The following is a 25,397-nucleotide window of genomic DNA, read 5'->3' as shown; positions in this document are numbered from 1 at the left end:
CGCGCGCTCGCCTCACGGAGGTTCCCCCGATGACGCGAGCGCGCTTCACCCGGCGGTGTCGGACGAGCCCTTCCCTCCGGGTGTGTGCTCATCGTCGCCCAGCACGTGGTCGCGTGCCGCGGTCAGGATGCGGTCCGACAGGTCGTCGTCCGCGACGGCGCGTGACAGGACCAACGCCCCGATCATGGTGGACAGTTCGACCAGGATCGTCCCTTCGTCCGGCGCGTCGTCGCCGGACTTCCTCGTGATGCGCTCCATGCCGTCGATCAGGTTGCGCATGCCATCGGCGTAGGCCCGCCGCAGCGGGTCGCCGGGCTCCGCGCGCGCGGCGTCCACCGCCAGTGCCGCGGCGGCGCACCCCAGCCCGGGGTTGTCGCGGTGGAGGGTGGACAGATAGGTCGCCAGGAAGGCCGCCCGGGCGCCGCGGCCGCGCTCCTGGCCCGTGTCCTGGCCCGCGTTTCCGTCCGCGTCAGGGCCCCCGCCCTCGCCCTCGCTCTCGGCCTCGGCCTCGGCGAGGTCATCCATGGCCGCGAGGCGTTCGGCGAACGCGGCCGTGCACGCCTGGGCGATCAGATCGTCCTTCGAGGCGAAGTGGCGGTAGAACCCGCCGTGGGTCAGACCCGCCGCCGCCATCGCCTGGGGAACGCTCACCTTGTCGGCGCCGTGGGTGCGCACCAGCTTCGCGGTGGCCGCGATCACCTGCTCGCGGTGGCGCTCGGCCTCGGCTCGGGATGCTCGGGGCATGGTCGGTACTTCCTTCTGCATAGCTTGCCGGACTCGGGTACGGGATGCCGGTACCGCACCGATGATATTTGCGACCCGTTATAGATGATGCTAGTAATCTATTTTAGCGCGCCACAGGGACGGCGGCCTCACGGTCCGCCGCCCCTGCCGGTCCGAGCGCGCCCTGAGACAAGGAGGGTCCGACATGGTTGCGATCGATGGTTCCGTGGTGCTGGTGACCGGAGGTCAACGTGGCATCGGCAAGGCATTCGTGGCGGCGCTGCTCGAGCGTGGAGCGGCGAAGGTCTACGCGACGGCTCGGAAGCCCAGCCCCGGCGAGGACCCGCGGGTCGAGGCCGTTTCCCTCGATGTCACCGACGCGGACGCGGTCGCGGCCCTCGCCGACCGGGCCGCGGATGTGAACATCGTCATCAACAACGCGGGAGTGCTGCTGCCCTCGCCGCTGCTGACGGCGGACATGACCGATGTGGTGGCGACGTTCGAGACGAATGTCTTCGGGGCGCTGCGGGTGGCACGTGGCTTCGCCCCGGTCCTGCGGGCCAATGGCGGTGGCGCGCTGGTCGACATGCACTCCGTGCTGTCCTGGGGCGCCGGCGCGGCCGCCTACGGCGCCTCGAAGGCCGCTCTGTGGTCGATGACGAACTCGCTCCGAGTCGAGCTGGCGCCGCAGGGGACCCAGGTCGTCGGCGTGCACCTCGGTTTCGCCGACACCGACATGGTCGCCGGGATCCCGACCCAGAAGATCTCTCCCGCCGACGTGGCCGAGACGGTTCTGGACGGCGTCGAGGACGGTGTCAGTGAGGTGCTCGTCGACGACGTGACCCGGCAGATGAAGGCGGCGCTCGCCGGGCCGGTGGAGGGCCTCACCGTTCCCCTCGGCCGCTGACCGGCCGCGGCGACCTCCACCGGTCACCACCGTCGCCTTTTGCCACCATCATCGTCTGTTGAGGAGAGAGAGCCATGCCCCTGTGGCACATCTACCACCCGGTCGACGCCTATTCCGCCGAGCAGAAGCGGCGGTTCGCGGCGGACGTCACGGAGTACTACGCCCAGGTCGGGCTGCCGAAGTTCTACGTCGTCACCCTCTTCCATGACATCCCGGAGTCCTCGTTCCTGGTCGGCGGCGAGCCGTCGAACCGCACCGTCCGGGTCGTGGTCGAGCACATCGCCCGCCACTTGTCGGACCCCGAGACGAGGAAGAGGTCAGCCGAGGGGCTCGACCGCGTGCTGGCCCCTCACACCCGGGACCGCGGGCTGTACTGCGAATTCCACATCGACGAGACGCCCCGGGATCTCTGGATGATCGACGGGTTGGCGCCTCCGCCCCCGCGCAGCGAAGCGGAACAGCGCTGGGCGAGTGAGAACCGGCCGCTGCCGTACTGACCGGCCGACCGCGGCCGCGGTAAGGCAGCGGGAGGCCGCCGACGGCGATCGGCGGCGATCGGCGGCCTCGCGGGAGATCCCATGGCCGAGCGGGGGCGGGTCTGGTTGGATCACGGTATGGCCCATGCGGATACGCGGAAGATCGGGATCCTGCTGTTCCCGGATGTGGAAGAGCTCGACGCCATCGGCCCATGGGAGGTGCTGTCGTACTGGACGCGCACCTTCGCCGAGGACGGGTGGCAGGTGTTCTGCCTCTCCGCCGACGGCAACCCCGTGACCTGCGCGAAGGGGCTCACCGTCGAGGCACATCAGGCGATGGCCGACCTGCCAGCGCTGGATGTGCTGCTGCACCCCGGCGGCCGGGGGACCCGGCCCCAGCTGAAGGATGAGCGGCACCTGGAGTGGGTCCGGTCCCAGCGGCGCTCGGTTCCCCTGATGACCAGTGTGTGCACGGGGTCGCTGGTCTACGCGGCGGCCGGGCTGCTGGCCGGGCGGCCCGCGACCACGCATTGGGGGTCGCTGGACCTGCTCGCGGAGCTCGACCCGACGATCGACGTACGGCCCGACGAGCGGTTCGTCGACGACGGTGACGTGATCACCTCCGCGGGGGTCTCGGCCGGTATCGACATGGCTCTTCACCTGGTCGCCCGGCTGGCCTCGCCGGAGCGCGCACGTCAGGTGCGACGTGGCATCCAGTACGACCCGCGGCCACCGGTGTGAGCACACCGCACCGGCGCGGTGGCGGGCGTCAGCCGGGGCTGGAGCGGCCGTGCCGCCAGTACCCGAAGAACGCGATGTCCGGCTTCGGTACGCCGCGTTCCCGCACCAGATGGCGGCGCACCCCGGTGGCCAGCCCGGCCTCCCCGGCGACCCAGGTGTAGAACCGGCCCGGCCGCAGCGACGCCTTCCTGACCGCGTCGAGGGCCAGCCTGCCGGGCAGCGCGTCCGCGCCGTCCCGGGCCAGCCACCGCACCCGTACGCCTTCGGGAGCGGTGATGTCCGAGCGGATGTCGGCGGTCCCCGCCACCTCCAGGAAGACCTCCGCGGCCAGTGACGCCGGGGCGTGTTCGAGGATGGCGAGGATCGCCGGCAGGGCGCTCTCGTCCCCGGCGAGCAGCTGCCATTCGGCATGAGCGGGCGGCAGGTAGGTCACGCCCATGTCGAAGATGCCCGCCGGGTCTCCGGGCCGGGCGTGCCGGGCCCATGCGGAGGCCGGGGTGTCGCCGTGCAGCGCGAACTCGATGTCCACTTCACCGAGTTCGGGCCGGGCGCGGCGGATGGTGAAGTTGCGCACCCAGGGCCTGCGGGACTTCGGCAGCAGAAGAATCTCCGCCATCCACGCCTCGCTGGAGAGCTTCGGCATTCTCAGCCGCTCCTGCCCCTCGCGGGGAAAGAACAGCCGCACGGTCTGGTCGAAGCCCGTGGGCTTCAGATGCTCCAGTTCGGGGCCGCCGAGCGTGATGGTCGAGAATCCGGGTGTCAGCTTGGTGTTCCCGCGCACCTCCAGCGTGATCATTCGCCGTGATTCGGGTGTGCGCACCTTGGGCAGCACGTCTTTCCTCGCCTTCCGTTCGAGTCCGCTCGCCGTGGGATCACAGATCCACGACGAGCCGCGGGGACAGGGCGCGGGAGACACAGGCGTACATCCGGCCCGCGGGGGCGCCGATGTCGTCCCGGTGCTCGGGCTCGCCCTCGACGACGGCGAGTTCGCAACTGCCGCAGACCCCTTCGCGGCATCCGGACGCCACCGGATATCCGGCGTGGGTCAGGGCGTCCAGCAGCGACTCGTCGGCCGGCACCTGAACCGTCCGCCCCGACCGTGCGCACATCACCTCGAACGCCGTGTTGGGGGCGAACGACCTGGGCACCGGGCGGAACAGCTCCGCCTGCAGCCGCCCGGCCGGAAACGCGGGCTCGGCCGCGGCGAGCATCGGTCCGGGGCCGCAGGCATAGACCACGGCACCGGGGTTCAGCGCGGCTGCCAGAGCGGCGAAGTCCGGCCTGCCCTGCTCCCGGGTGGCGATGATCCGGACCCGATCGCCGTAGCGGGAGCGCAGTTCGTCGGCGAAGGGCATGGACGCGACCGACTGTCCCATGTACACGAGCGACGCCGGGACGCCCGAGGTGACCGCCGCCCGCAGCATCGGCAGGATCGGGGTGATGCCGATCCCGCCGGCCAGGAAGAGATACTGCGGCGCGGGGAGGAGCGGGAAATGGTTCCGTGGCAGCGACACCTCAAGGGTGCGGCCCCGGCGCAGAAACCGGTGGATGTACTCCGAACCGCCCCGGCTGAGGCGGTCGTGCCGCACCGCGACGCGATAGGACTCCCGGTCCGCCGGGTCGCCGCACAGCGAGTACTGCCGGGTCAGCCAGTTCGGCAGGGCCAGGTCGATATGGGCCCCCGGCTCCCAGGGCGCCAGCGGACCGGTGGCGCCTCGCAGGACGAGGGATACGACGTCTTCGGCCACCTGCTCGATGGCGCCGACGATGGTCTGTTGCATCGCGATTCACCTTGTGCCGTGGTCAGTAGAGTTTCCGGTAGCTCTCTTCGAGAGCGTGGGTGAGCACCGTCGGATCGATGTCGGCCCCGATCTGGGCGGCGGCGATCTCACCGACCGACGGCATCTCGTCGGCCAGGGCCTGGCTCGCGGGGTCCCACAGCCGGGAGCGGATGAGCGAGCGACCACAGTGGAAGTACGCCTCCGCCACCTCGACGACGATCGCCAGCACCGGTTCGCTGGCCTCGGTCTGCATCCGGGCCAGCACATCGGGCTCATCGGTGGGATAGCCACGGCCGTTGACCCGCAGGGTCTCCCGCATCCCGGGGATGAGGAAGAGCAGCCCGACCCCGTCGTTCTCGGCGAGATTGCGGAAGGAGTCGGCGATCTTGTTGCCGGGGCGGTCGGGAATCGCGAGCGTATGGCCGTCGAGGACCTTCACGAAGCCCGGGTAGTCGCCGCGGGGCGAGCAGTCGGCGCGCCCCGCCGCGTCCGCCGTGGCCAGGGTCAGGAAGGGGGAGTGCGCGATGAAGAGGCGGAAGTGCTCGTCGATATGGTCCAGCTTCTTGTCCTTGATCATGGCTTCGGGCTCCCCGAGCCGGGCATGGACCTCGGCCGGCGACAGCCGTCGGGGGCGGGTGCTGGTCTGCGTCACGATGACTCCTTCCGGGAAGGGTGGAGCGGCGGGCGCGCGAGGGCCGTGCCGGTCGCCCCCCGCTCCCTGCCGACGACGGTGGTTCACCGCTCCGCCGCAGTTCATGGCACCATTGTGAGTAATTACTCAGGTCTTGCGCCACTCGCTTTCCAGGCGCCGTCCAGGAGGTGCCATGACGACCGGCCGTCGCGGACTTCAGCCACGTAAACAGCCCCGCCAGGCCCGGGCCGAGCTCACCCGGCAGCGCATCCTCACCGCCGCTGCTCACGTTTTCGCCGAATACGGCTATGCCGCCGGGACCACCAACCGCATCGCCGAGCACGCACGGATCTCGATCGGCTCGCTGTACCAGTACTATCCGAACAAGGATGCGATCCTGGTCGAGCTGGTGACCCGTCACCTCGATGCCGGGGCGGCCGCCATCCGCGAACGCCAGGACGAGGAGGAGCCCGATTCCCTCGAGGAGATCCTCCGTGGTTTCGCGCGCACCGTGATCGAGAACCACCTCGACGACCCGCAGTTGCTCCGCGTCATGGGCGAACAGGCCCCGCGCTCCCCGGAGTTGTTCGAGAAGATCGCCCGCCAGGAGCGGGACCGGGTCGCCTACACCCAGGACTTGCTGGAGCGCCATCCCGAGGTCCGGGTGGAGGACACCTACGTCGCCGCCCGGCTCATCGTGTCCACGGTCGAGCTGGTCGTCCATGTGCTCATCGCGGCGCCCGACTCCATCGACACCACCCGGCTGGAGAACGAACTCGTCGCGATGCTCACCCGCTACCTCACGGCCGCGCCGTCCGGGGCCACGGAAGCTCCGGCGCGCGAGGGCGTCTGACGCGAGGCCACCGGGACGACGGACGGGGACCTGGTGGGCCAGGTCCCCGTCCGTCTCTCGCGGTGCGGTCGAACCGCGGGTGTCAGTCGAGCGTGATGGTGGGCTTGCGCAGGTCCATCCAGGTCGCCAGGTCCAGGGCGCGCTCGATGGTGGCGCGCTGCTGGGTGGTGATGTCCTCCGGCGGTGCGGCGATCGCCTCCTTCAGGGTCTCGACGCGGCACAGTTCGAGGGCCTGGTGTCCCGAGGTGATGAGGTCGCCCGCCTGCTGCTTGATGGCGGAGAGATAGGCGGGGTCGAAGCTGCCGGGGTAGCCGCTCTTCTTGCGGTTGGCCACGGACTCGGGCAGCACATCGCGGGTGGCCTCGCGCAGGATGCTCTTCTCCCGCCCGTCGAATGTCTTCAGCGACCAGGGGGTGTTGAAGACGTAGGAGACCAGGCGGTGGTCGCAGAACGGCACCCTGACCTCCAGGCCGACGGCCATGCTCATCCGGTCCTTGCGGTCGAGCAGGGTGTTGACCATGCGGGTGAGATGCAGGTAGCAGACCTGGCGCATGCGCTTCTCCAGGCCGGTCTCACCGTCCTTGAGGGGGACTTCGTCCAGGGCGCTGAGGTAGTGGTCACGGAGGTAGGTGTCCAGGTCGAGCTTGTCGGTGAGGTCCTGGGACAGCAGGCTCTTGGTGTCGCCGAGCGTCATTCCTCCGGCGAGCCACGGGAAGGTGTCGGCCTCGCGCCGCTCGTCGTGGAACCACGGGTAGCCGCCGAAGACCTCGTCCGCCGACTCGCCCGACAGGGCCACGGTCGACTGTTCACGGACGGCCTTGAACAGCAGGTAGAGCGAGTTGTCCCGGTCGCCGAGTCCGGTGGGCAGATCCCTGGCCGCGATGGCCGCCTGCCTGACCGCCGGGTCGGACAGGGCGGAGCCGTCGAGCATGATGTCCCGGTGGTCGCATTTCACATGCTCGGCCACGGCGTGCACATACGGGGTGTCCACGCTGGGCGCCACGTCGATCGCACGGAAGTTCTCCGCCTGCCCGGGGAAGTCCACGGCGAAGCTGCGGACGGTCTCGCCGTGCTCGCCGAGCTTGCGGGCGGCGAGCGAGGTCATCGCCGAGGAGTCGAGCCCCCCGGAGAGCAAGGTGCAGCGGGGCACATCGGCGACGAGCTGCCGGGCGATGATGTCCTCCAGGAGCTCCCGCACATGGGCGACGGTCGCGTCCTGGTCATCGGTGTGCTCGGAGACCTCCAGACGCCAGTACGCCTGCTCGCGGAGTCCATTGCGGTCGACGACGGCGATGTGGCCGGGGCGCAGCTCCTTCATGCCCTTCCAGATCGCGTGCCCCGGTGTCTTGGCGAAGGAGAAGATCTCCCGCAGCCCGTCGAGGCCGACCTCGGGGGCGGCGAGCGGGTTGGCGAGGATGGCCTTGGGCTCGGATCCGAAGAGGACGCCGTCGTCGGTCTCGTAGTAGTAGAACGGCTTGATGCCCATCCGGTCCCGGACCATCACCAGTTTCTCGGTGCGGGAGTCCCAGATGGCGAAGGCGTACATGCCGTTCAGCTTCTCGGTGAGGGATTCGCCCCACTCCACGTAGCCGCGCAGAACGACCTCGGTGTCGGAGTCGGTGGTGAAGCCATGGCCCCTGCGGCGCAGTTCGTCGCGCAGCTCGGTGAAGTTGTACGCCTCACCGGAGTAGACCATGCTCACGGGACCGTCGGCGGTGTCGACGGTCATGGGCTGTGCCCCGCCGGGCAGGTCGATGACGGCCAGCCTGCGGTGGCCGAGCGCGGCCCTGCCGGTCACCCACGCGCCGGCCGCGTCCGGGCCTCGGCAGGCCATCGTCTCCGTCATGGCCTCGAGGACCTGGCGGTGGGAGGTCAGATCGCGGCGGTAGGAGACCCAGCCGGTGATGCCACACACAGTGATCATCCCTTTCACTCAGCAGAGATGGTTGCCTGCGAAAACCATCTACCTCTCCGGAGGCGGATCGCTACCGGGTGCTGATCCCTGGGGGAGTGGTATTTCTCACTGGTAAATTCCTGTTAATGGTAAGTTTCGCGATGGCCGCTGGCCGAAAAGCGTCGCCCACTAAATTCCTATTTTACAGCCGATATCCGCGTCACAATTCAAAAGCGAAAATGGTGGCCGTATACGAAAGGGGGCGCGCCCGGTGAGCTGAGGCACCGTCACCGGCGGCCGTTCCTCGACGGACTCCTCTCTGGCCGCCGTGGGGGGTGCCGGGTACCTCCATGACCTGGGGGGTTACCATATGAGCGCTACCTAGCTCGAAAGATGGATTTGTGACTCTCAACGAGGACTCGTTCACCAACTGGAAGCACCGCGAGGAGATCGCGGAGTCGATGATCCCCGTCATCGGGAAGCTGCATCGTGAGCGGGACGTCACGGTCCTGCTGCACAGCCGCTCCTTGGTGAACAAGTCGGTCGTCAGCATCCTCAAGACCCACCGATTCGCCCGCCAGATCGCCGGTGCGGAACTCTCGGTCACCGACACCCTGCCGTTCCTGCGGGCGCTCACCGCGCTCGACCTCGGCCCCTCGCAGATCGACATCGGCATGCTCGCCGAGACCCACCGGGCCGACGACCGCGGTCTTTCGGTGGAGGAGTTCACCGCCGAGGCCGTCGCCGGTGCCACGGGTGCCCACAAGATCGAGTGCCGTGAGGGGCGCGATGTCGTCCTCTACGGGTTCGGCCGCATCGGCCGCCTCGTCGCCCGCCTGCTCATCGAGAAGGCCGGGTCGGGCAACGGGCTGCGGCTGCGCGCCATCGTCGTGCGCGGGAGCGGCGGCCGGGCGGGTGAGGATCTCGTCAAGCGTGCCTCGCTGCTGCGCCGCGACTCCATCCACGGCCAGTTCCAGGGCACCATCACCGTGGACGAGGCGAACAGCACGATCGTCGCCAACGGCAACGAGATCAAGGTGATCTACGCCGACGACCCTACGGCGGTGGACTACACGGCGTACGGCATCAAGGACGCCATCCTCGTCGACAACACCGGCAAGTGGCGCGATCGCGAGGGGTTGTCGAAGCATCTGCGCCCCGGTATCGACAAGGTGGTGCTGACCGCGCCGGGCAAGGGCGATGTGCCCAATGTCGTCCATGGCGTCAACCACGACACCATCAAGCCGGACGAGCAGATCCTGTCCTGCGCGTCCTGCACCACCAACGCGATCGTCCCGCCGCTGAAGGCGATGGCGGACGAGTACGGCGTCCTGCGCGGCCATGTGGAGACCGTCCACTCGTTCACCAACGACCAGAACCTGCTGGACAATTACCACAAGTCCGATCGCCGTGGCCGCTCGGCGCCGCTGAACATGGTCATCACCGAGACCGGTGCCGCCTCCGCCGTCGCGAAGGCCCTGCCCGATCTCGAGGCGAAGATCACCGGCAGCTCGATCCGGGTCCCGGTGCCGGATGTCTCGATCGCCATCCTCAATCTGCAACTCGCCCGCGAGACCACCCGCGAGGAGGTCCTGGACTACCTTCGCGATGTGTCCCTGACCTCGCCGCTCAAGCGCCAGATCGACTTCATCAGCGCCCCCGACGCGGTCTCCAACGACTTCATCGGCTCGCGCCACGCCTCGATCGTCGACGCGGGTGCCACCAAGGTCGAGGGCGACAACGCCATCCTCTACCTCTGGTACGACAACGAGTTCGGCTACTCCTGCCAGGTCATCCGCGTCGTCCAGTACGTCTCCGGGGTGGAGTACCCGACCTACCCGGCCCCGGTGGTCTGACGCTCGGCCGACGACGACCCCGGCGGGCTCCCCGCGGGCCCGCCTACCCGTCCGCTCCGGGCTCGTCGGCCAGCAGCCGTGCGACGCCCGCCGGTCCGAAGACGTCCCGCGTGGCGAGGGCGATGCCACCGTGGAGCCCGGAGCGGCCCTTGAGCTGAGTCGCCGTGATGGTCAGCTTGCGGGTGGCCAGGGGGAGGGCGCGCTGGTACACGGCGGCTCGTACGGCGGAGACGAGGTCGTCGCGGAGTTCGCTCAGCGGACCGGACATGATGATGCTGCGCGGATTGAACATGTGGACCAGTACGGCGACCACCTCCCCGACCTCCGTGGCCGCCTGACGCACCGCGTGCAGTGCGGCCGGGTCGCTGTCGGCGACGCGCTGGGCGAGTACCCGGGTGCCGTGCAGGGGGTCGTCGTCGGTCGACTCGGGGATGCCGAGGCCGCGCAGGACGGCGCGGTGCGAGGCGATCGCTCCCACGCAGCCGACGTTGCCGCAGACACACAGGACGTTGCCCCCGCTGACGGCCCGGGTGTGGCCGATGTCGCCCGCGGCTCCGTCGGCGCCGCGGTACACATCGCCGCCCGCGGTGACGAGGCCCGCCCCGATCCCGCTCGCGATCTTGATACAGAGCAGGGGCGTCTCCGCACCGCCCTGTTCGGCCTCGCCCAGGGCCATCAGATTGACGTCGTTGTCCACCACGACCGGGGCGCGGAAGCGTTCCCGGAGGTGTTCGGCGACGGGATAGCCGTCCCAGCCGGGCATGCCGGTCGGCTGTACCGCGCACCCCTGCTGGAAGTCCACCGGACCGGGCAGGCCGACGACCACCTCGCGCACCCGGCCCGGATCGCGGTCGTACTCCGCCAGCAGCCCCCGCAGCAGCTCGGAGACCGCGTCCAGCACGACCCGCGGACCCGCGTCGATCCGGACCGAGACCGTCTCCTGTGCGATCAGCCGTCTGCTGAGATCGGCGATGGCCACATGGGAGGCGGTGGTGTCGACGTCCACGGCGACGACGGTGCCGGCCTGGGGGCTGATCGTCAGCACCCGGGGCGGTCGTCCGCGGACGGACCGCCGGGACTCGACCTCCTGCAGGATGCCGTTGCCGACGAGGTTCTCCACCTGCTGGCCCACGGTCGACCGGGCCAGGCCACTGCGCCGCGCGAGCTCCGCGCGGTTGGTCGCCTCTCCGGAGATCACCAGCCCCAGCACCCGGCGCAGCGCGAGGGGGACCGATGCGGAGGCACCTGATTCCTCCGCCCAGCCGTCGTCTTTATGCATTCGAGTGACCGTAATGTTGCTCCCCGGGGTCCGTCAACGATTCTCCCCGCAAACCACGCGGTTCAGGCGTTTCCAGCGGTGCGGGCGCAGATAATTTGGCCACTTTTAGGCCTTGAAAAAAATTAAATAAGCTGTCTTGTGCTTGCTGCCAGAACTAAACCAAGGTGATGCGCAGCGCGGCGTCGGACCGCGATCGGCGGTGGGACGACGGAGGTGCATCAGATGAATGGCCCGCTTCGAGCGGTGGTTTCGGGTGCCGGGATGATCGGCGCCGTGCACGCGGCCGCGATCCGTGCGAGCGGCGCAGAGCTCGCCGGAGTGGTGGCCTCGACCCCCGAGCGCAGTGCGCGCTTCGCCGACGAGTGGAACGTAGCCGGCCGCTACCGCGACTTCGAGGCGGTGCTCGCCGACGACACCGTATCGGTCGTCCATGTGTGCACCCCCAACGCACTACACATCGGCCAGGCCGAGGCGGCGCTGCGCGCGGGCAAGCATGTGATCTGCGAGAAGCCGCTCGCCACCTCGGCCGCCGACGCGCAGCGGCTGACGAGCCTGGCGCGGGAGACGGGGCTGGTGCTCGCCGTCCCCTTCGTCTACCGCTACCACCCGCTCGTCCGAGAGCTCCGGGACCGGCGGCTGCGGGGCGAATTCGGCGCCTGGCAGCTGCTCCACGGCAGCTATCTGCAGGACTGGATGCTGTCCGAGGAGGCCATGTCCTGGCGGGTGGATCCGGCCGACGGCGGCCCGTCCCGGGCGTTCGCGGACATCGGATCCCACTGGTGCGACCTCGTGGAGTGGGTGGCCGGCGTCCGCTTCACCGAACTCACCGCGAGGCTCGGCACCACCGTTCCCATCCGGCCCGCCGGCACCGGCGCCGGCTTCGCGACCAGGGGCGGCGGCCCACGGGTGCGGGTGCGCACCGAGGATGTGGCGACCGTACTCCTGCGCACCGACGGTGGCGCCCTGGCCACGCTCACGGTGTCCCAGGTGTCGGCCGGCCGCAAGAACCGGCTGTGGTTCGAGCTGGACGGCGCGCGGGGCAGCGCCGTCTTCGACCAGGAGAATCCCGAGACTGTCTGGCTCGGCGCTCCGGACGGAGCGCGGGTGCTGTTCCGCGACCCGGACCAGGGATCGGCCGAGCAGCGACGGCTCTCACGGCTCCCCGCCGGCCACGCCCAGGGCTACGCCGAATGCTTCAACTCCTTTGTCGCCGACGCCTATGCGGCCATCCGCGGCGAAGCCCCCGAGGGACTGCCCACCGGAGCGGACGGCGTCCGCTCGGCACGGATCGTCGAGGCCGTGCTGACCTCCTCCGCGTCGTTGGCCTGGACCGATGTCGACCCCACAGAGACAGCCCTGGAGGCCACCGCATGAAACTCGGCATGCTCACCGCCTGTCTGCCCCAGCTCTCCCTCGCCGAGATCGCCGCATGGGCGAGCGAGACGGGCTACCAGGCCCTGGAGGTCGCGGCCTGGCCACGCACCGGAGGCCGGGACTTCGAGGCCGCGCACCTGCCCGTGGCCGGCTTCGGCGAACGCGAGGCCGACGAGATCCGGGGGCTGTTCCAGCGCCACCGCCTCGACCTCTCGGCCCTGGCGTACTACGAGAACAACCTCCACCCCGACGCCAGGCGCCGCGCGGAGATCCACGCCCATCTCAAGGCGGTCATCGACACGGCGGCGGCCCTCGACGTCCCGTACGTGGGCACCTTCGTGGGCCGCGACTGGACCCGGCCGGTGGCACCCAATCTGGAAGAGGCCGAAAAGGTCTTCCCCGAATTCGTCGAATACGCGGGGGAGAGGGGTGTCCGCCTCATCATCGAGAACTGTGTGATGGAGGGCTGGCACCCGGACGGCTATCCGGGCAACCTCGCCTATTCGCCCGAGCTGTGGGAGTGGATGTTCTCCCTCGGGCTGTATCTGAACTGGGATCCGTCGCATCTGACGTGGATCGGTGTCGATCCGGTGCGGACCATCGCACCGTACGCGGACCGGATCGTGCACGCCCAGGCCAAGGACCTCCAGATCCTCCCCGGGAAGGTGGACCGGTACGGGGTCTTCGGCAAGGCGGTCCGGCGGGAGGACCCGTGGGACACCGGCTGGTGGCGCTACCGCGTGCCCGGCCGGGGCCAGGTCGACTGGAGCGCCGTCGTGGACGCGCTCTACGAGCACGGGTTCACCGGGACCCTCTCGGTCGAGCACGAGGACCCGGTGTGGGGCGGCACCGAGGAGAAGGTCAAGACCGGCCTGGAGATCGCCCACCGCACCCTGCGCCCGCTGATCGTCGCCTGACGACCGCCTGCCGCTCCCCGTACACCACCCCCTCACGATCGCAGGAGACTCATGGCCCAGCACACCGCACGGCACCGCATCGGGATCCTGGGCGCCGGCAACATCTTCGGCCGCTATGCCGAGGGACTGCGCACCTTCCCGGAGCTCGACGTGATCCGGGTGGCCGACGTCGACACGGCCCGCGCGGAGCGTGCCGCGTCCGCATACGCCATCCCGGCCTGGGGCGGCCCCGACGAACTGCTCGCGGACGACGCCGTCGAGATCGTCATCAACATCACCCCGCCGGCGTTCCACGCGAAGACCGTCATCGCGGCGCTGGAGGCGGGCAAGCACGTCTACGTCGAGAAGCCGCTCGCGGCCACCGTCGAGGAGGCCCGCGAGGTCCTCGCCGCCGCCGAGCGCAGCGGGAAGCTGCTGGGCTCGGCCCCGGACACCTTCCTCGGCAGCGCCGTGCAGACCGCCCGGCACGCGATCGACACCGGCCTGATCGGCGAACCCGTAGGCGCCACCGCCTTCGTGCGGTCCAGCCGCTCCGAGACCTGGCACCCGGACCCCCGGGCCTTCTACGGACCGGGCGGCGGACCCGTCCTCGACATGGGTCCCTACTATCTGGCCGCGCTCGTCAACTGCCTCGGCCCGGTCCGGCAGGTGTCCGCCGCCACCCGTATCGGCGCGAGGACGCGCAAGGTCACCAGCCCCGAGCGGGTGGTCGACGAGATAACCGTCGAGGTCCCCACCCACGCCTCGGCCGTGCTGACGTTCGCCTCCGGAGCCATCGGCACCACCCTGATGAGCTTCGACGTCTGGGACACCGAACTGCCCCGCATGGAGATCTACGGCACCGAGGGCACCCTCTCGCTGCCCAACCCCAACGGCTTCGACGGCGATGTGCGGGTCAAGCGCCACCACGACGACGACTGGGAGGTGCTCGCCCCGGTCACCGCGCTCTTCGGCGCCGTGAACACCCCCGAGCAGCACCGCCGCGGCCTCGGCGTGCACGACCTCGCGGGTGCCCTCCACGGCGGCCCGCACCGCGCCGACGCGCGGTTCGCCTTCCACACCCTCGAGGTGCTGACCGCCTTCGAGACCGCGCAGCGGGAGAACCTGGTCGTGGCGATCGACAGCAGCTGTGAACGCCCCCAGCCGCGCACCGCCCGCTGATCCCGGCCCACGACCGCGCCACCGCCACCGCTGCCACCACCGCCAACCTCAACCGAAAGGGACCACCGACCATGAAGATCAGGCAGGACCGCCTCGCCATCAACCCCCTGCAGTGGGTCGCGAGCGCCGACGGCTGGATCGACCCCACGCTCGCCCCCTCGCTCGACCGGCAGCTGGAGGTCATCCGCGACGCGGGCATCACGGCCCTGCACAGCGCCGTGCCCAGTGACCTGACCCCCGAGGCGTACGCGGCCCGGCTCGGCGACCACGGCATCAGCCCCGCGCCCGGCTACGTCCCCGTCCGGCTCACCGAGGACGCGGCCGAGCTGCGCACGTTCCGCGACAACGCGGCGCGCGCCGCCGAACAGCACGCGGCCCTGGGAGTGCCCACTCTCTTCCTCGCCATGGGAATGGCGAAGGACGCCGAGCGGGTGGCCCGCCCCGCGGTCGGCCACCTCGCCGACTCGGGCCGGCTGGAGCGGGTCCGGGACCTGCTGGCCGAGATCGCCGGGATCATCCGGGCCCAGGGGATCACCCCCGCCTTCCATCCGCACGTGGGCACCTGGGCCGAGACCGAGGAGGAGACCCGCTTCGTTCTGGACACCGTGGACGCGTCCGTCCTCGGCTTCGGACCCGACATGGGCCATCTGGCCTGGGCGGGCGCGGACGCCGCACAGCTGGTGCGCGACTACGCGGACCGGGTGGCGAGCGTCCACATCAAGGACCTGGACCTCGGCCTCGCCGCCAAGGGCAGGGAAGCGGGCTGGGACTACCGGAAGACGGTGCTGGCGGGGCTGTGGTCGGAGCCGGGCCACGGAAACGCCGACATCGAGGGGTTCGTCGGGGCGCTGCCGGACGACTTCGACGGCTGGCTGATCATCGAGGTCGACCGGGGGGCCCGGCCGACCCCCGAGGAGAGCGTGCGGCTGTGCGGGGAGTGGGCCGCGCGGAACGCGTAGCCATGACCGGGCGACGTGGACCAGGACCGGCCGCCGCACGGCCGGTGGCAGAACGAGCCGGGGGGACATCGAGGTGATCCGACACGTGAACCAGGTGGAGACAAGACCATGCGCAAGACAGTGGCGCTCATCGGTGCCGCGCTTCTGACAGCGACGGTGACGGGCTGCGGCGGCGGCACCCTGGCCGACGGCGACCGGACGCTCACCCTCGCCGAATCGGTCACGGCCACGCCATGGGATCTGGCCAAGGCCAGCCTGGGCCCCGAATCCTCCTACTACCAGCCGGTCTTCGACACACTGATCCGGCTCGACAGGAACGGCGAGCCCACCCCCAACCTCGCCACCTCCTGGTCGTACGACAAGGCCCAGACGACACTGACACTGAAGCTGCGCACCGGGGTGAAGTTCACCGACGGTACGGCCCTCGACGCGGACGCGGTGAGGCAGAGCCTGCTGCACACCAAGAGCGGCACGGCCTCGGCCGCCGGCGAGATCCGCGACATCAGCGGCGTCGAGGTGGTCGACGCGCACACCGTGGCCATCAAACTGAGCCACCCCAGCGCGTCCCTGCTTCCGGCGCTGGGCCAGGTCTCCGGCATGATCGCCGCCCCCGGGTCGCTCAAGGACCCCGGTGTGCCGGTCGGTTCGGGCCCGTACCGGCTGGACACGTCGGCCACCATCGCGGGCCAGACGTACACCTACACCCGCAACCCCCGCTACTGGAACAAGAAGGCGTTCCCCTACAACAAGGTCGTCATCAAGTACCTCGCCGACCCGACCGCGCGCATCAACGCACTGCTGTCCGGCCAGATCGACGGCGGCACGGTCAACCTCAACCGGGTGCCGACCGTCAAGGGCCACGGCCTGAAGGTCGCCACCTACCAGCCCGGCGACGTCGAGGGGCTCTACATCTGGGACCGCGCCGGCAAGAAGGTGCCCGCCCTGGGCAAGCTGAAGGTCCGGCAGGCGCTGAACTACGCCTTCGACAAGAAGGCCATCCTCAAGGCGGCCAAGACCGGACTCGGCACCCGCACCGCGCAGGTGTTCGCGCCCGGTGAGGACGGCTACGACGCCCGGCTCGAGCACACCTACTCCTACGACCCGGCCAAGGCCAGGAGGCTGCTGGCCGAGGCCGGCTATCCGAACGGCTTCGCCGTCACCCTCCCGGACCTCTCCGCCGCCTTCCCCCAGGAGCAGGCCGCGCTCACCCAGAGCCTCAAGGACATCGGCATCAAGGTGAGGCTGGACAACGTGCCCGGCGACCAGATCTTCAGCAGCGCGCTGTCCGGCAAGTACGCGATGTCGTACTTCAAACTGGGCGCCCCCACGGGCTGGGACAAGGTCCAGCTGCAGCTGACGAAGGACTCGACCTGGAATCCGCTCAAGTACCACGATCCCAGGGCCGAGGAGCTCGTCACCCGCATCGGCGAGGCGACCGGCCGGACGCGGGACGCCCTCTTCAAGCAGCTCAACGCCCATGTCGTCCACCAGGCGTGGAACGCGCCCTGGAGCGTGGTGGCCAACGCCTACGCCACCGCCAAGGGCGTGACGGCGACCCCGCAGGCCGGCCTCCAGTACCCGCCGCTCCACAGCTACGCACCGGCGGCGAAGTAGCCACCGGCCCGATCCGACGCGCGGAAGGAGGAAGACTGACCGTGCTCACCTTTCTGATCCGGCGCATCGTCGCCGGCGCGGCCCTGGTGGTCGTCGTGGCCACCGCCACATTCCTGCTGCTGAATCTCACGGGGACCGACGTCGCCCGCAACATCCTCGGCGAGACCGCCCCGCGGTCCGCCGTGACCGCCAAAAGCCATGAACTCCGCCTGGACCAGCCCCTGGTGGAGCGCTACTGGCACTGGGCCGAACAGGCCCTGCGGGGTGACCTGGGCAGCTCGTGGTTCACCGGTGCCCCGGTGAACCAGTCCCTGGTGGACACCTTGCCGGTCACCCTCTCCATCGTGCTGGCCGGTCTGCTGCTCGCCGCGGTCCTCAGCGTCGCCCTGGGCACGGCGGCCGCGCTGCGCGGCGGCTGGGTGGACCGCATGGTGCAGTTCGCCGCGGTGCTGGGCACCGCGGTGCCCAGCTTCCTGATCGCCCTGGTCCTTGCCGTCACCCTGGCCGTTCAGCTCGGCTGGCTGCCCGCCACCGGCTACGTTGCCATCGACGCCTCCCTCACCGAATGGCTCCGCTCGATCATCCTGCCCGCGGTGTCCCTGGCCGTCGCCGCCACCGCGGCCACCGCGATGCAGGTGCGGGGCGCGCTGATGGACGTGTTGCGCGCGGACTACGTACGCACCCTGCGCAGCCGGGGCCTGAGCACCCGCAGCGTCGTGTTCCGGCATGCGCTGCGCAACGCCGCCCCGCCCGCCCTGACCGTGCTCGCCCTGCAGTTCATCGGGCTGATCAGCGGCGCCGTCGTGGTGGAGAAGGTGTTCGGCCTGCCGGGCATCGGCACCCTGGCCAACTCGGCCGCCGTACGCGGTGACGCGCCCGTGCTGCTCGGCACGGTCGTGGTGACGGTGAGCATCGTCGTCGCGGTCAATCTGCTGCTGGACATCGTGTACGGCTGGCTCAACCCGAAGGTGCGTGTCTCATGACCGCTGTGGAGCCCGCCGCGGCCCCCGAGCCGTCCCCTCCGGCCCCCGGGCGGGACCACCTGCTGCGCCGGACCCTGCGTGACCCGGTGGCCGCCGGCTGCCTGGTGGTGCTGGTCCTGGTGGTCGTCGCGAGCCTGGCGGCGCCCCTGTTCACCGACTACGCACCCGACCTCAGCATCATGGGGGACACCCTCGCCCCCGCCTCGGGCACCCATCCGCTCGGCGCCGACGGCGTGGGCCGGGATGTGCTCTCGCGGCTGCTGTACGGAGGCCGCACCAGCCTCCTCGGCGGCACCCTCGCCATCCTCGTGGCCTTCGCCGTGGGCGGGCCGCTCGGTGTGATCAGCGGCTTCTACCGCGGCTGGTTCGACGCCGCGGCCGGCTGGATCGTCAACGTCATCATGGCCGTGCCCGCCATCATCGTGATGCTCGTGGTGATGGCGGCCGTCTCGCAGGACCTCAACGTCGCCATGATCGTCCTCGGCGTCATCATGGCCCCGATGGTCTTCCGGCTCATCCGGGCGTCGGTGATCGCGGTCCGCGAGGAGCTGTACGTGGACGCCGCCCGGGTCTCGGGACTCGGCGACGGGCGCGTCATGCGCCGCCACATCCTGCCCGTGGTGGTCGCGCCGTCCGTCATCCAGGCGACCCAGGTGTTCGCCGTGGCGATCGGCATCCAGGCCGGGCTCGCCTTCCTCGGCCTGGGCAAGGCGTCCCAGGCCAGCTGGGGCGCGATGCTCAGCGACGCCTTCACCAACATCTACAACGCCCCCATGCTGCTGGTGTGGCCGGGCGCCGCGATGGGCCTGACCATCCTGGCCTCCAGCCTGCTGGGCAACGCGGTACGCGACGCGCTGGGTACCACCGAGCGCCCGGCGGTGAACAAACGCCGTAAGCGGGGGGCGCGCACCGGCGCACCGGCCGCGGATACCCCCGCGGACCGCCTCCTCATCGTGGAGGGGCTGCGCGTCGGCTATCCGAGGCCCGGCGGCGACAAGATGGTGGTCGACGGGGTGGGCCTCACCGTGGCACGCGGCGAAGTCCTCGGCCTGGTGGGCGAGTCCGGCTCCGGCAAGAGCCAGACGGCGTTCTCCGTCCTCGGCCTGCTGCCGGACGACGCCGAGGTGACGGCCGACCGGCTGACCTTCGACGGGCAGGATCTGCTGGGCATGGACACCGCCGCGCTGAACCGCCTGCGCGGCCACGGCATCGGATACGTCCCCCAGGAGCCCATGTCCAACCTCGACCCCTGCTTCCGGATCGGCTTCCAGCTCGTGGAGCCCATGCGCACCCACCTCGGGCTGTCCCGGTCCGAGGCCCGTACCAGGGCGCTCGGACTGCTGGAACGGGTCGGCATCCCGGACCCGGAGCGGGTGTTCAGGTCGTATCCGCACCAGATCTCCGGCGGTATGGCGCAGCGGGTGCTCATCGCCGGCGCCGTCTCCTGCGCCCCGCGGCTGCTGATCGCCGACGAGCCGACCACGGCGCTGGACGTCACCGTCCAGGCCGAGGTGCTGGACCTGATGCGCTCCCTCCAGCAGGAGCACGACATGGGGATGATCCTCGTCACCCACGACTTCGGTGTGGTGGCCGACATCTGCGACCGGGTCGCGGTGATGCGGGGCGGGCGGATCGTGGAGACGGCGCCGATGCGGCAGATCTTCGCGGCGCCCGGGCATCCGTACACCCGCACCCTCCTGGACTCGACGCTGGACGGCGGGCCGGTCCGCGGCGAACTCTCCGCCGACTCCGGTGCCGATGAACCTCTCAAGGGGGCCACATCATGACCGCTCCGCTCCTCGAACTCGACGACGTCGTGGTGGAGTACCCCGGAAGGGGCCGCGGCCGCACACCCTTCCGCGTCCTGCACGGCATCTCGCTGACCATCGCACCCGGCGAAACCCTCGGCCTGGTCGGCGAGTCCGGCTCCGGCAAGACCACACTGGGCCGGGCCGTCCTCGGTCTCGCGCCCGTCACCGGCGGCGAGATCCGGTACGGCGGAAGGGACATCTCCCGGCTCGGCAAGCGGGAGCGGCGGGCGCTCAGCGAGGACATCCAGGTGGTCTTCCAGGACCCGTTCACCTCGCTGAACCCGGCCATGACGGTCCTGGACATCCTCACCGAGCCCCTGCTGGTGACCGGCGTCGCCCGGCGCGACGCGGAACGGCGGGTGCGCACCCTGCTCGACCGGGTGTACCTCCCGCACGACGCGGTCCACCGGCTGCCCCGGGAGTTCTCCGGCGGCCAGCGCCAGCGGATCGCCATCGCGCGCGCCCTGTGCCGGAACCCCCGGCTGATCGTCTGCGACGAACCGGTCAGCGCCCTCGACCTGACGACCCAGGCCCGGGTGCTCGACCTGTTCACCGAGATCCAGGAGGCGACGGGCGTGGCGTATCTCTTCGTCACCCATGATCTGTCGGTGGTCCGGCACATCAGCCACCGGGTGGCCGTGCTGTACCGTGGCGACATCGTGGAGACGGGCACCGCCGCCCAGGTCACCGAGCGTCCGGAACACGCCTACACCCGGCGGCTGTTGCTGGCGGCGCCGGTGCCGGACCCCGACCGGCAGGCGCGGCGCCGGGCCGAACGGCTGAAGGAGGCCGCCTCATGACCTTCCGCACCCGGGGACTCGACGGGGTTCACCGACGGGCCGGCTGAGATGTCCCTCGTCTACATCCTGGACGACGACGAGGAGCTGAGCGAATCGCTCGCCTGGCTCCTCGAGTCGGTCGGCATCCGCTCGGAGCGGTTCCGGGACGCCCACGCCTTTCTGCGCTCCTACGACCGCGACCGGCCCGCCTGCCTGGTCCTCGACGTCCGCATGCCCGAGCTGAGCGGGTTCGACGTACAGCAACTGCTGAACGAGACGGGCGCGCCGCTGCCCGTCGTCTTCGTCTCCGCGCACGGCGACATCCGGATGTCGGTGCGCGCCCTGCAGAACGGCGCGGTGGACTTCCTGGAGAAGCCGTACGACCCCCAGCACATGCTGGACGTCGTGCAGGCCGCGCGGCGCACCGCGCGGGAACGCTTCGAGCGGGCCGCCGGCCAGCGGGAGCTGCGGACCAGCCTGGACCGGCTGACCGCCCGCGAACGGGAGGTGCTCGCGCTGTCCGTCGACGGTGTGCCCAACAAGCGCATCGCGACCCGGCTCGGCATCAGCACCAAGACCGTCGATGTGCACCGCGCCCGGATCCGGGAGAAGACCGGCGCCGAGAGCATCGCGACCCTGGTGCACGACATCCTCCGGATGGGGCTGCGCCCCATGGCGGACCGATGAGGGGCCCGGCCGTGGACCGTCTTCCGCCGTCCGTTCCGCCGTCCGGCTTCCAGACGCTGATGCAGGCCCTGAAGTACTGCGTCCTGCTGCACGACGCCCGCACCTACGACATCCTCTGGGCCAACCGGGCGGCCTGCGAACTGCTCGGCTGGACCGTCGACGAGCTCAGGCCCCTCAAAGCACCGGACATGAGCAAGAACTCCCTCCAGTACAGCCGGGCGCTCGGGCACCGCTGGCTCGGCCACGCGGTGGAGCACGGCATCAGCGCCACCGAGTGGTGCTACCGCTCCAAGAGTGGCGAGGAGATCCTCACCGAGGCCATCGCCATCCGCGTCGCGCTGCCCGCGCGGACGGTGGTGATGGTCCAGTTCCGGGACATCGCCGAGGAGAAGGCGGTCCGGCGCGATCTGTTCCGCACCGAGAGCAGGCTGCGGGCCTTTCTCAGCGGCCTGGCCGAGGGGATCGTCGTTCTCGACGAGACCGACCGGGTGGTCTTCGCCAGCGAATCCGCGGCCAGACTGCTCGGCGGCGACCTCCACGGGGCGGACTTCACCGGCTACTGCCGCGACGGGACCGTACCCGACCGCGAGGGCCGCTACCGGTTCGCCGCACCCGGCGAGGAGCCCCGCTGGTACGCGGCCACCTGCCAGTACATCGAGATCGAAAGCGATCTGCACGGCCGGATGCTGCTCTTCTACGACATCACCGACCGGGTCCGCGCCGAGGAGGAGCACCGCCGCGACACCCAGCGCCTGAACCATCTGGCCCGCAACAACGCCATGGGCGACATGGCGATGGCCATCGCCCACGAGGTGAGCCAGCCGCTCGCGGCCGCGTACAACTTCGTCGAAGGGGCCCGTGGCCGGCTCGGACGCGGGGACGAGAGCGTGGCCTGGGGGCTGGACAACGCCGCACGGCAGATCGAGCGGGCCCGGACGATCCTGGCCAGCCTGCGCGGCTACGTCGGCCGCCTGGAACAGTCCGAGCAACGGGCCGACCTCAACGCGATCGTGCGCGACTGCGCGTACTTCATCGAACTGCGCGCCCAGGAACACGCGGTGCCCGTCGCATACGACCTCACCGCCGAGCCGCTGCCGGTGCGCTGCGAGAACGTGCTCATCGGGCAGGTCGTGATGAACCTCGCCTTCAACGCGGTGGACGAGATGGCCGGCCTTCCGCAGGCGGAACGCGGGGCGCGGATCACCACCCGGCGTGGCGCGGACGGGTCCGCCGTGCTCGCGGTCGAGGACTGGGGAAACGGTCCGCCGGCGGAGGACCGGCTCTTCGACGGTGTCTTCACCTCCAAGGAGAACGGCAGCGGTATCGGCCTCGCCCTCAGCCACCGCATCATCACCCGCCACGGTGGCCGGATGGACGTCCACGCGAACGAACCGCGCGGCGCGGTTTTCCGGTTCACGCTGCCCGCCGACGGGGCGGTCCGGGTAGGGGAAATCCCCTAGACGAAGCATCCAACTCCCAATTGAGGCCCCTGAGCGGCCGCGCCTAGCGTGATGACGAGGCGGGCGGGAGAACCGCCCGGCAACGCGAGGAGATTCGCTCATGACGCAGACGCTGGATGCCGCCGCGGCGGCGGCCGCGGGGCGGTCGCCCTCCGGATCGGCGTTCGACCGGGCGCTGGACGTGGTCGCCCGGCGGCGGGCCGAATTCGAGGAGCGGGGGCATGTTCCGCGCGATGTGATCGAGGAATTCAAGGCCGCGGGAATCTACCGGGCGAGCACCCCGAGGCAATTCGGCGGCGACGCCCTTCCGCCCGCCGCGTTCCTCCGGCTCATCGAACGGATTTCGGTCGTCGACGGCTCGGCCGGCTGGGTCGCCAGCTTCGGCTCGTCCCTGGTCTATCTGGCCGCCCTGCCGCTGCGGACCCAGGCCGAACTGTACGCCGACGGGCCCGATGTGGTCTTCGCCGGTGGGCTGTTCCCGGTGCAGCCCACCGAGCGGGTCCCGGGCGGCCACCGGGTCGGTGGCCGCTGGAAGTTCGCCAGCGGCTGCAAGGGCGCGGACGTCTTCGGCGTGGGTATCAAGGGCGGTCAGGACCAGGGCGGCCGACCGCTCACCGCCGTACTGCGGCCCGAGCAGGTGGAGATCGTCGAGAACTGGGACGTCATCGGCATGCGCGGCACCGGAAGCCACGACCTCGTGGTGGACGGGGCAGTCGTCCCCGAGGGCTGGACGTTCGTCCGCGGCGGCGAGCCCACCGTGGACGAGCCGCTCTACCGCTACCCGACCGTCCCGTACGCCGCCCAGGTGCTGGCCGTCGTCGGCCTCGGAGTGGCACGGGCCGCGCTCGACCACGTCATCGCCCAGGGCGGCCGCGTGAGCTATACGGGTGCCCCGAAACCCGCCGAGCGCGCCACCTACCGCATCACGGTCGGCCAGGCCGAGGCCCAACTCCGCTCCGCCCGGGCCTACTTCTACGAGACCACCGAGGAGGTGTGGGCCACCGTGGCGGCGGGGGACCCGGCGAGCCCCGGACAGGCCAGCTCGCTGCGGCTCGCCTCCGCCCACCTCGCGAAGACCTCCTTCGAGGTGGTCCGCGCCGCCTACCAGCTCGGTGGCATCGCCGCCATCGCCGACGGCAGCCCCATGCAGCGCTATCTGCGCGACGCCTCCGTCGTCCCCCAGCACGCCTTCCTGCAGGAGGGCATGTACGACGGCGCGGGCGCGGTCCTCATGGGCGTCCAGCCCTTCCCGGGCTACCTCTGAACCACCGGCCAGCTCTGCCCTCCCCGGCCACTGCCTCCGTCCCCGGCTACCCCTGAAAGGCGGGACTCCATGCCCGAATCCCCTCGGACACCGCTGCGCGTGCTGTTCTGCATCGGCGTCAACCAGAACTTCTTCGATCTGCCCACCGGGCAGGGCAAGGCCGTCTGGGACGGCTTCACCTCCATGCTCGCGCAGCTGTACGCACTGCCCGGGGTGAGCGTCCTCGGTACCATCGACGACGACCAGCACATGGTCGGCCCCTCCGCCTCCTGGCCCTGGACCAGCTATGTGCTTGCCGACGTCGTCGACCAGCCGACGGTCGCCGCCGCCTGCAACCTCTTCCGCACCGTCCAGGTCGGCGAGCACGGCCTGTGGCGCTATATGAAGATCGAGGCGCGCCTCGGCCGCCCGCTGCCCGAGCCGGAGGCCGGCCGATGACCACGGAGAACGTCCGCGTCGCCCTCGTCACGGGAGCGGCGGGCGGCCTCGGCGCCCATATCGCCCGCCGGCTGTACGACCAGGGCTACCGCGTCGCCCTCACCGACCTGGACGAGGCGGGCGCCGTGAAGGCCGCGGCGGATCTCGACCCGGAAGGCCGCGTCACCGCCGGGCTCGCCCTGGACGTACGCGACAAGAACGCCTTCGTGACCGTCCGTGATCGGCTCGTCGACCGCTGGGGCGCCGTTCATGTGCTGGTCAACAACGCCGCACTGACCAAGGCCGAATCGGTGATGGACATCAGCCCCGAGAGCTTCGACCGGATCGTGTCCACCAACCTCAACGGCGCCTTCTTCGGCTGCCAGGTCTTCGGCGCCTACTTCGCCGAACGGGGCTACGGGCGCATCGTCAACATCGCCTCCCTGGCCGGTCAGAACGGCGGCTCGGGGACCGGTGCGCACTATGCGGCGGCGAAGGGGGGAGTGGCCACCCTGACGAAGGTGTTCGCCCGCGAGCTCAGCTCGCACGGGGTGACGGTGAACGCCATCTCCCCGGGCCCCCTGGACCTGCCGGTGGTCCGCGACATCATTCCGCCGGACAAGATCGACGCCTTCGAACGCGCCATCCCCGTAGGGCGGTTGGGCCGCCCGGAGTTCATCGCCGACATGGCCGTGCTGCTCGCCGCCGACCACGCGGACACGGTCACCGGCGCGTGCTGGGACGCCAACGGCGGCCTGTACCTGCGCTGACGCTCGCCCCGAGCACCACGACCGCTCGGGCGAATCCGAACCGAACCAGGAGAGGAGGGG

24 protein-coding genes are annotated in these 25,397 nt (G+C 70.4%); 18 read left to right on the top strand and 6 right to left on the bottom strand.

Annotation, left to right across the window (positions count from 1 at the left end):
• Positions 1 to 45 precede the first annotated feature (45 nt).
• A complete protein-coding gene (locus J8403_RS02725; RefSeq protein ID WP_211121669.1) occupies positions 46 to 744 on the bottom strand; it encodes a TetR/AcrR family transcriptional regulator in 699 nt (232 codons plus the stop codon).
• A 184-nt stretch (positions 745 to 928) separates the two neighbouring features.
• Between J8403_RS02725 and J8403_RS02720 the strand changes: the two genes are divergently transcribed.
• From J8403_RS02720 to J8403_RS02710, 3 genes are all read left to right on the top strand, one after another.
• Positions 929 to 1,630: an SDR family oxidoreductase gene (locus J8403_RS02720; protein ID WP_211121668.1), complete on the top strand. Its 702-nt coding sequence runs from the start codon at positions 929 to 931 to the stop codon at positions 1,628 to 1,630.
• A gap of 74 nt (positions 1,631 to 1,704) precedes the next feature.
• Positions 1,705 to 2,127, top strand: coding sequence for a tautomerase family protein (locus tag J8403_RS02715; RefSeq protein ID WP_211121667.1), 423 nt, complete (start codon positions 1,705 to 1,707; stop codon positions 2,125 to 2,127).
• A 117-nt stretch (positions 2,128 to 2,244) separates the two neighbouring features.
• Positions 2,245 to 2,847 (top strand): DJ-1/PfpI family protein, encoded by a 603-nt coding sequence (locus J8403_RS02710; RefSeq protein WP_246585655.1) that lies wholly within the window; start codon positions 2,245 to 2,247, stop codon positions 2,845 to 2,847.
• Between the two features lie 28 nt (positions 2,848 to 2,875).
• On the opposite strand, the gene J8403_RS02705 is transcribed toward J8403_RS02710, so the two are convergent.
• From J8403_RS02705 to J8403_RS02695, 3 genes are all read right to left on the bottom strand, one after another.
• Positions 2,876 to 3,643, bottom strand: a complete 768-nt coding sequence (locus tag J8403_RS02705; protein ID WP_211121665.1) for a siderophore-interacting protein — start codon at positions 3,641 to 3,643, stop codon at positions 2,876 to 2,878.
• A gap of 76 nt (positions 3,644 to 3,719) precedes the next feature.
• Entirely contained in the window at positions 3,720 to 4,628 is a 909-nt protein-coding gene (locus J8403_RS02700) for a PDR/VanB family oxidoreductase (protein ID WP_211121664.1), read from the bottom strand.
• A gap of 22 nt (positions 4,629 to 4,650) precedes the next feature.
• Positions 4,651 to 5,280 (bottom strand): MSMEG_1061 family FMN-dependent PPOX-type flavoprotein, encoded by a 630-nt coding sequence (locus tag J8403_RS02695; protein WP_211121663.1) that lies wholly within the window; start codon positions 5,278 to 5,280, stop codon positions 4,651 to 4,653.
• A 172-nt stretch (positions 5,281 to 5,452) separates the two neighbouring features.
• Between J8403_RS02695 and J8403_RS02690 the strand changes: the two genes are divergently transcribed.
• On the top strand, positions 5,453 to 6,112 hold the full coding sequence (locus tag J8403_RS02690) for a TetR/AcrR family transcriptional regulator (RefSeq protein WP_211121662.1): 660 nt from the start codon (positions 5,453 to 5,455) through the stop codon (positions 6,110 to 6,112).
• Between the two features lie 82 nt (positions 6,113 to 6,194).
• Here the strand turns inward: J8403_RS02690 and asnB are convergent, their stop codons facing one another.
• The gene (gene asnB, locus J8403_RS02685) at positions 6,195 to 8,027 is read right to left on the bottom strand and encodes an asparagine synthase (glutamine-hydrolyzing) (RefSeq protein ID WP_211128047.1); all 1,833 of its coding nucleotides are present in this window, start codon (positions 8,025 to 8,027) and stop codon (positions 6,195 to 6,197) included.
• A gap of 380 nt (positions 8,028 to 8,407) precedes the next feature.
• Here asnB and J8403_RS02680 point away from each other — a divergent pair, with 380 nt between their 5' ends.
• Positions 8,408 to 9,862 carry a glyceraldehyde-3-phosphate dehydrogenase gene (locus J8403_RS02680; protein WP_211121661.1) on the top strand — a complete coding sequence of 485 codons (1,455 nt, stop codon included), beginning with the start codon at positions 8,408 to 8,410 and terminating at the stop codon, positions 9,860 to 9,862.
• Positions 9,863 to 9,905: 43 nt separating this feature from the next.
• On the opposite strand, the gene J8403_RS02675 is transcribed toward J8403_RS02680, so the two are convergent.
• A complete protein-coding gene (locus J8403_RS02675) occupies positions 9,906 to 11,141 on the bottom strand; it encodes an ROK family transcriptional regulator (protein WP_211121660.1) in 1,236 nt (411 codons plus the stop codon).
• A 222-nt stretch (positions 11,142 to 11,363) separates the two neighbouring features.
• Between J8403_RS02675 and J8403_RS02670 the strand changes: the two genes are divergently transcribed.
• The 13 genes from J8403_RS02670 to J8403_RS02610 all read left to right on the top strand — a co-directional run bounded on the left by J8403_RS02670 (position 11,364) and on the right by J8403_RS02610 (position 25,337).
• Positions 11,364 to 12,515, top strand: a complete 1,152-nt coding sequence (locus J8403_RS02670; protein ID WP_211121659.1) for a Gfo/Idh/MocA family protein — start codon at positions 11,364 to 11,366, stop codon at positions 12,513 to 12,515.
• The gene (locus J8403_RS02665; protein ID WP_211121658.1) at positions 12,512 to 13,432 is read left to right on the top strand and encodes a sugar phosphate isomerase/epimerase family protein; all 921 of its coding nucleotides are present in this window, start codon (positions 12,512 to 12,514) and stop codon (positions 13,430 to 13,432) included. The genes J8403_RS02670 and J8403_RS02665 overlap by 4 nt, the downstream gene beginning before the upstream one ends.
• A 51-nt stretch (positions 13,433 to 13,483) precedes the next feature.
• Positions 13,484 to 14,593, top strand: a complete 1,110-nt coding sequence (locus J8403_RS02660) for a Gfo/Idh/MocA family protein (RefSeq protein WP_211121657.1) — start codon at positions 13,484 to 13,486, stop codon at positions 14,591 to 14,593.
• Positions 14,594 to 14,664: 71 nt separating this feature from the next.
• Entirely contained in the window at positions 14,665 to 15,552 is an 888-nt protein-coding gene (locus J8403_RS02655) for a sugar phosphate isomerase/epimerase family protein (RefSeq protein WP_211121656.1), read from the top strand.
• Between the two features lie 108 nt (positions 15,553 to 15,660).
• Positions 15,661 to 17,166: an ABC transporter substrate-binding protein gene (locus J8403_RS02650; protein ID WP_211121655.1), complete on the top strand. Its 1,506-nt coding sequence runs from the start codon at positions 15,661 to 15,663 to the stop codon at positions 17,164 to 17,166.
• Between the two features lie 41 nt (positions 17,167 to 17,207).
• A complete protein-coding gene (locus J8403_RS02645; RefSeq protein WP_211121654.1) occupies positions 17,208 to 18,149 on the top strand; it encodes an ABC transporter permease in 942 nt (313 codons plus the stop codon).
• On the top strand, positions 18,146 to 19,936 hold the full coding sequence (locus J8403_RS02640) for a dipeptide/oligopeptide/nickel ABC transporter permease/ATP-binding protein (protein WP_211121653.1): 1,791 nt from the start codon (positions 18,146 to 18,148) through the stop codon (positions 19,934 to 19,936). Before J8403_RS02645 ends, J8403_RS02640 begins: the two co-directional genes overlap by 4 nt.
• Positions 19,933 to 20,760 (top strand): ATP-binding cassette domain-containing protein, encoded by an 828-nt coding sequence (locus J8403_RS02635; protein WP_211121652.1) that lies wholly within the window; start codon positions 19,933 to 19,935, stop codon positions 20,758 to 20,760. The genes J8403_RS02640 and J8403_RS02635 overlap by 4 nt, the downstream gene beginning before the upstream one ends.
• A gap of 48 nt (positions 20,761 to 20,808) precedes the next feature.
• Entirely contained in the window at positions 20,809 to 21,426 is a 618-nt protein-coding gene (locus J8403_RS02630) for a response regulator transcription factor (protein ID WP_211121651.1), read from the top strand.
• A gap of 11 nt (positions 21,427 to 21,437) precedes the next feature.
• Positions 21,438 to 22,886, top strand: a complete 1,449-nt coding sequence (locus J8403_RS02625; RefSeq protein WP_246585654.1) for a sensor histidine kinase — start codon at positions 21,438 to 21,440, stop codon at positions 22,884 to 22,886.
• A gap of 100 nt (positions 22,887 to 22,986) precedes the next feature.
• Positions 22,987 to 24,150 carry an acyl-CoA dehydrogenase family protein gene (locus tag J8403_RS02620; protein WP_211121649.1) on the top strand — a complete coding sequence of 388 codons (1,164 nt, stop codon included), beginning with the start codon at positions 22,987 to 22,989 and terminating at the stop codon, positions 24,148 to 24,150.
• Positions 24,151 to 24,219: 69 nt separating this feature from the next.
• Positions 24,220 to 24,588 carry a hypothetical protein gene (locus J8403_RS02615; protein ID WP_211121648.1) on the top strand — a complete coding sequence of 123 codons (369 nt, stop codon included), beginning with the start codon at positions 24,220 to 24,222 and terminating at the stop codon, positions 24,586 to 24,588.
• Positions 24,585 to 25,337 (top strand): SDR family NAD(P)-dependent oxidoreductase, encoded by a 753-nt coding sequence (locus J8403_RS02610; protein ID WP_211121647.1) that lies wholly within the window; start codon positions 24,585 to 24,587, stop codon positions 25,335 to 25,337. Before J8403_RS02615 ends, J8403_RS02610 begins: the two co-directional genes overlap by 4 nt.
• The last annotated feature ends 60 nt before the right edge of the window (positions 25,338 to 25,397 follow it).

Origin of the sequence: Streptomyces yatensis (genome assembly GCF_018069625.1) — a bacterium.
Classification (GTDB): Bacteria; Actinomycetota; Actinomycetes; order Streptomycetales; family Streptomycetaceae; genus Streptomyces; species Streptomyces yatensis.
The sequence above is the reverse complement of the archived record's forward strand: the minus strand, read 5'-3'. Positions and strand labels throughout refer to the sequence as shown.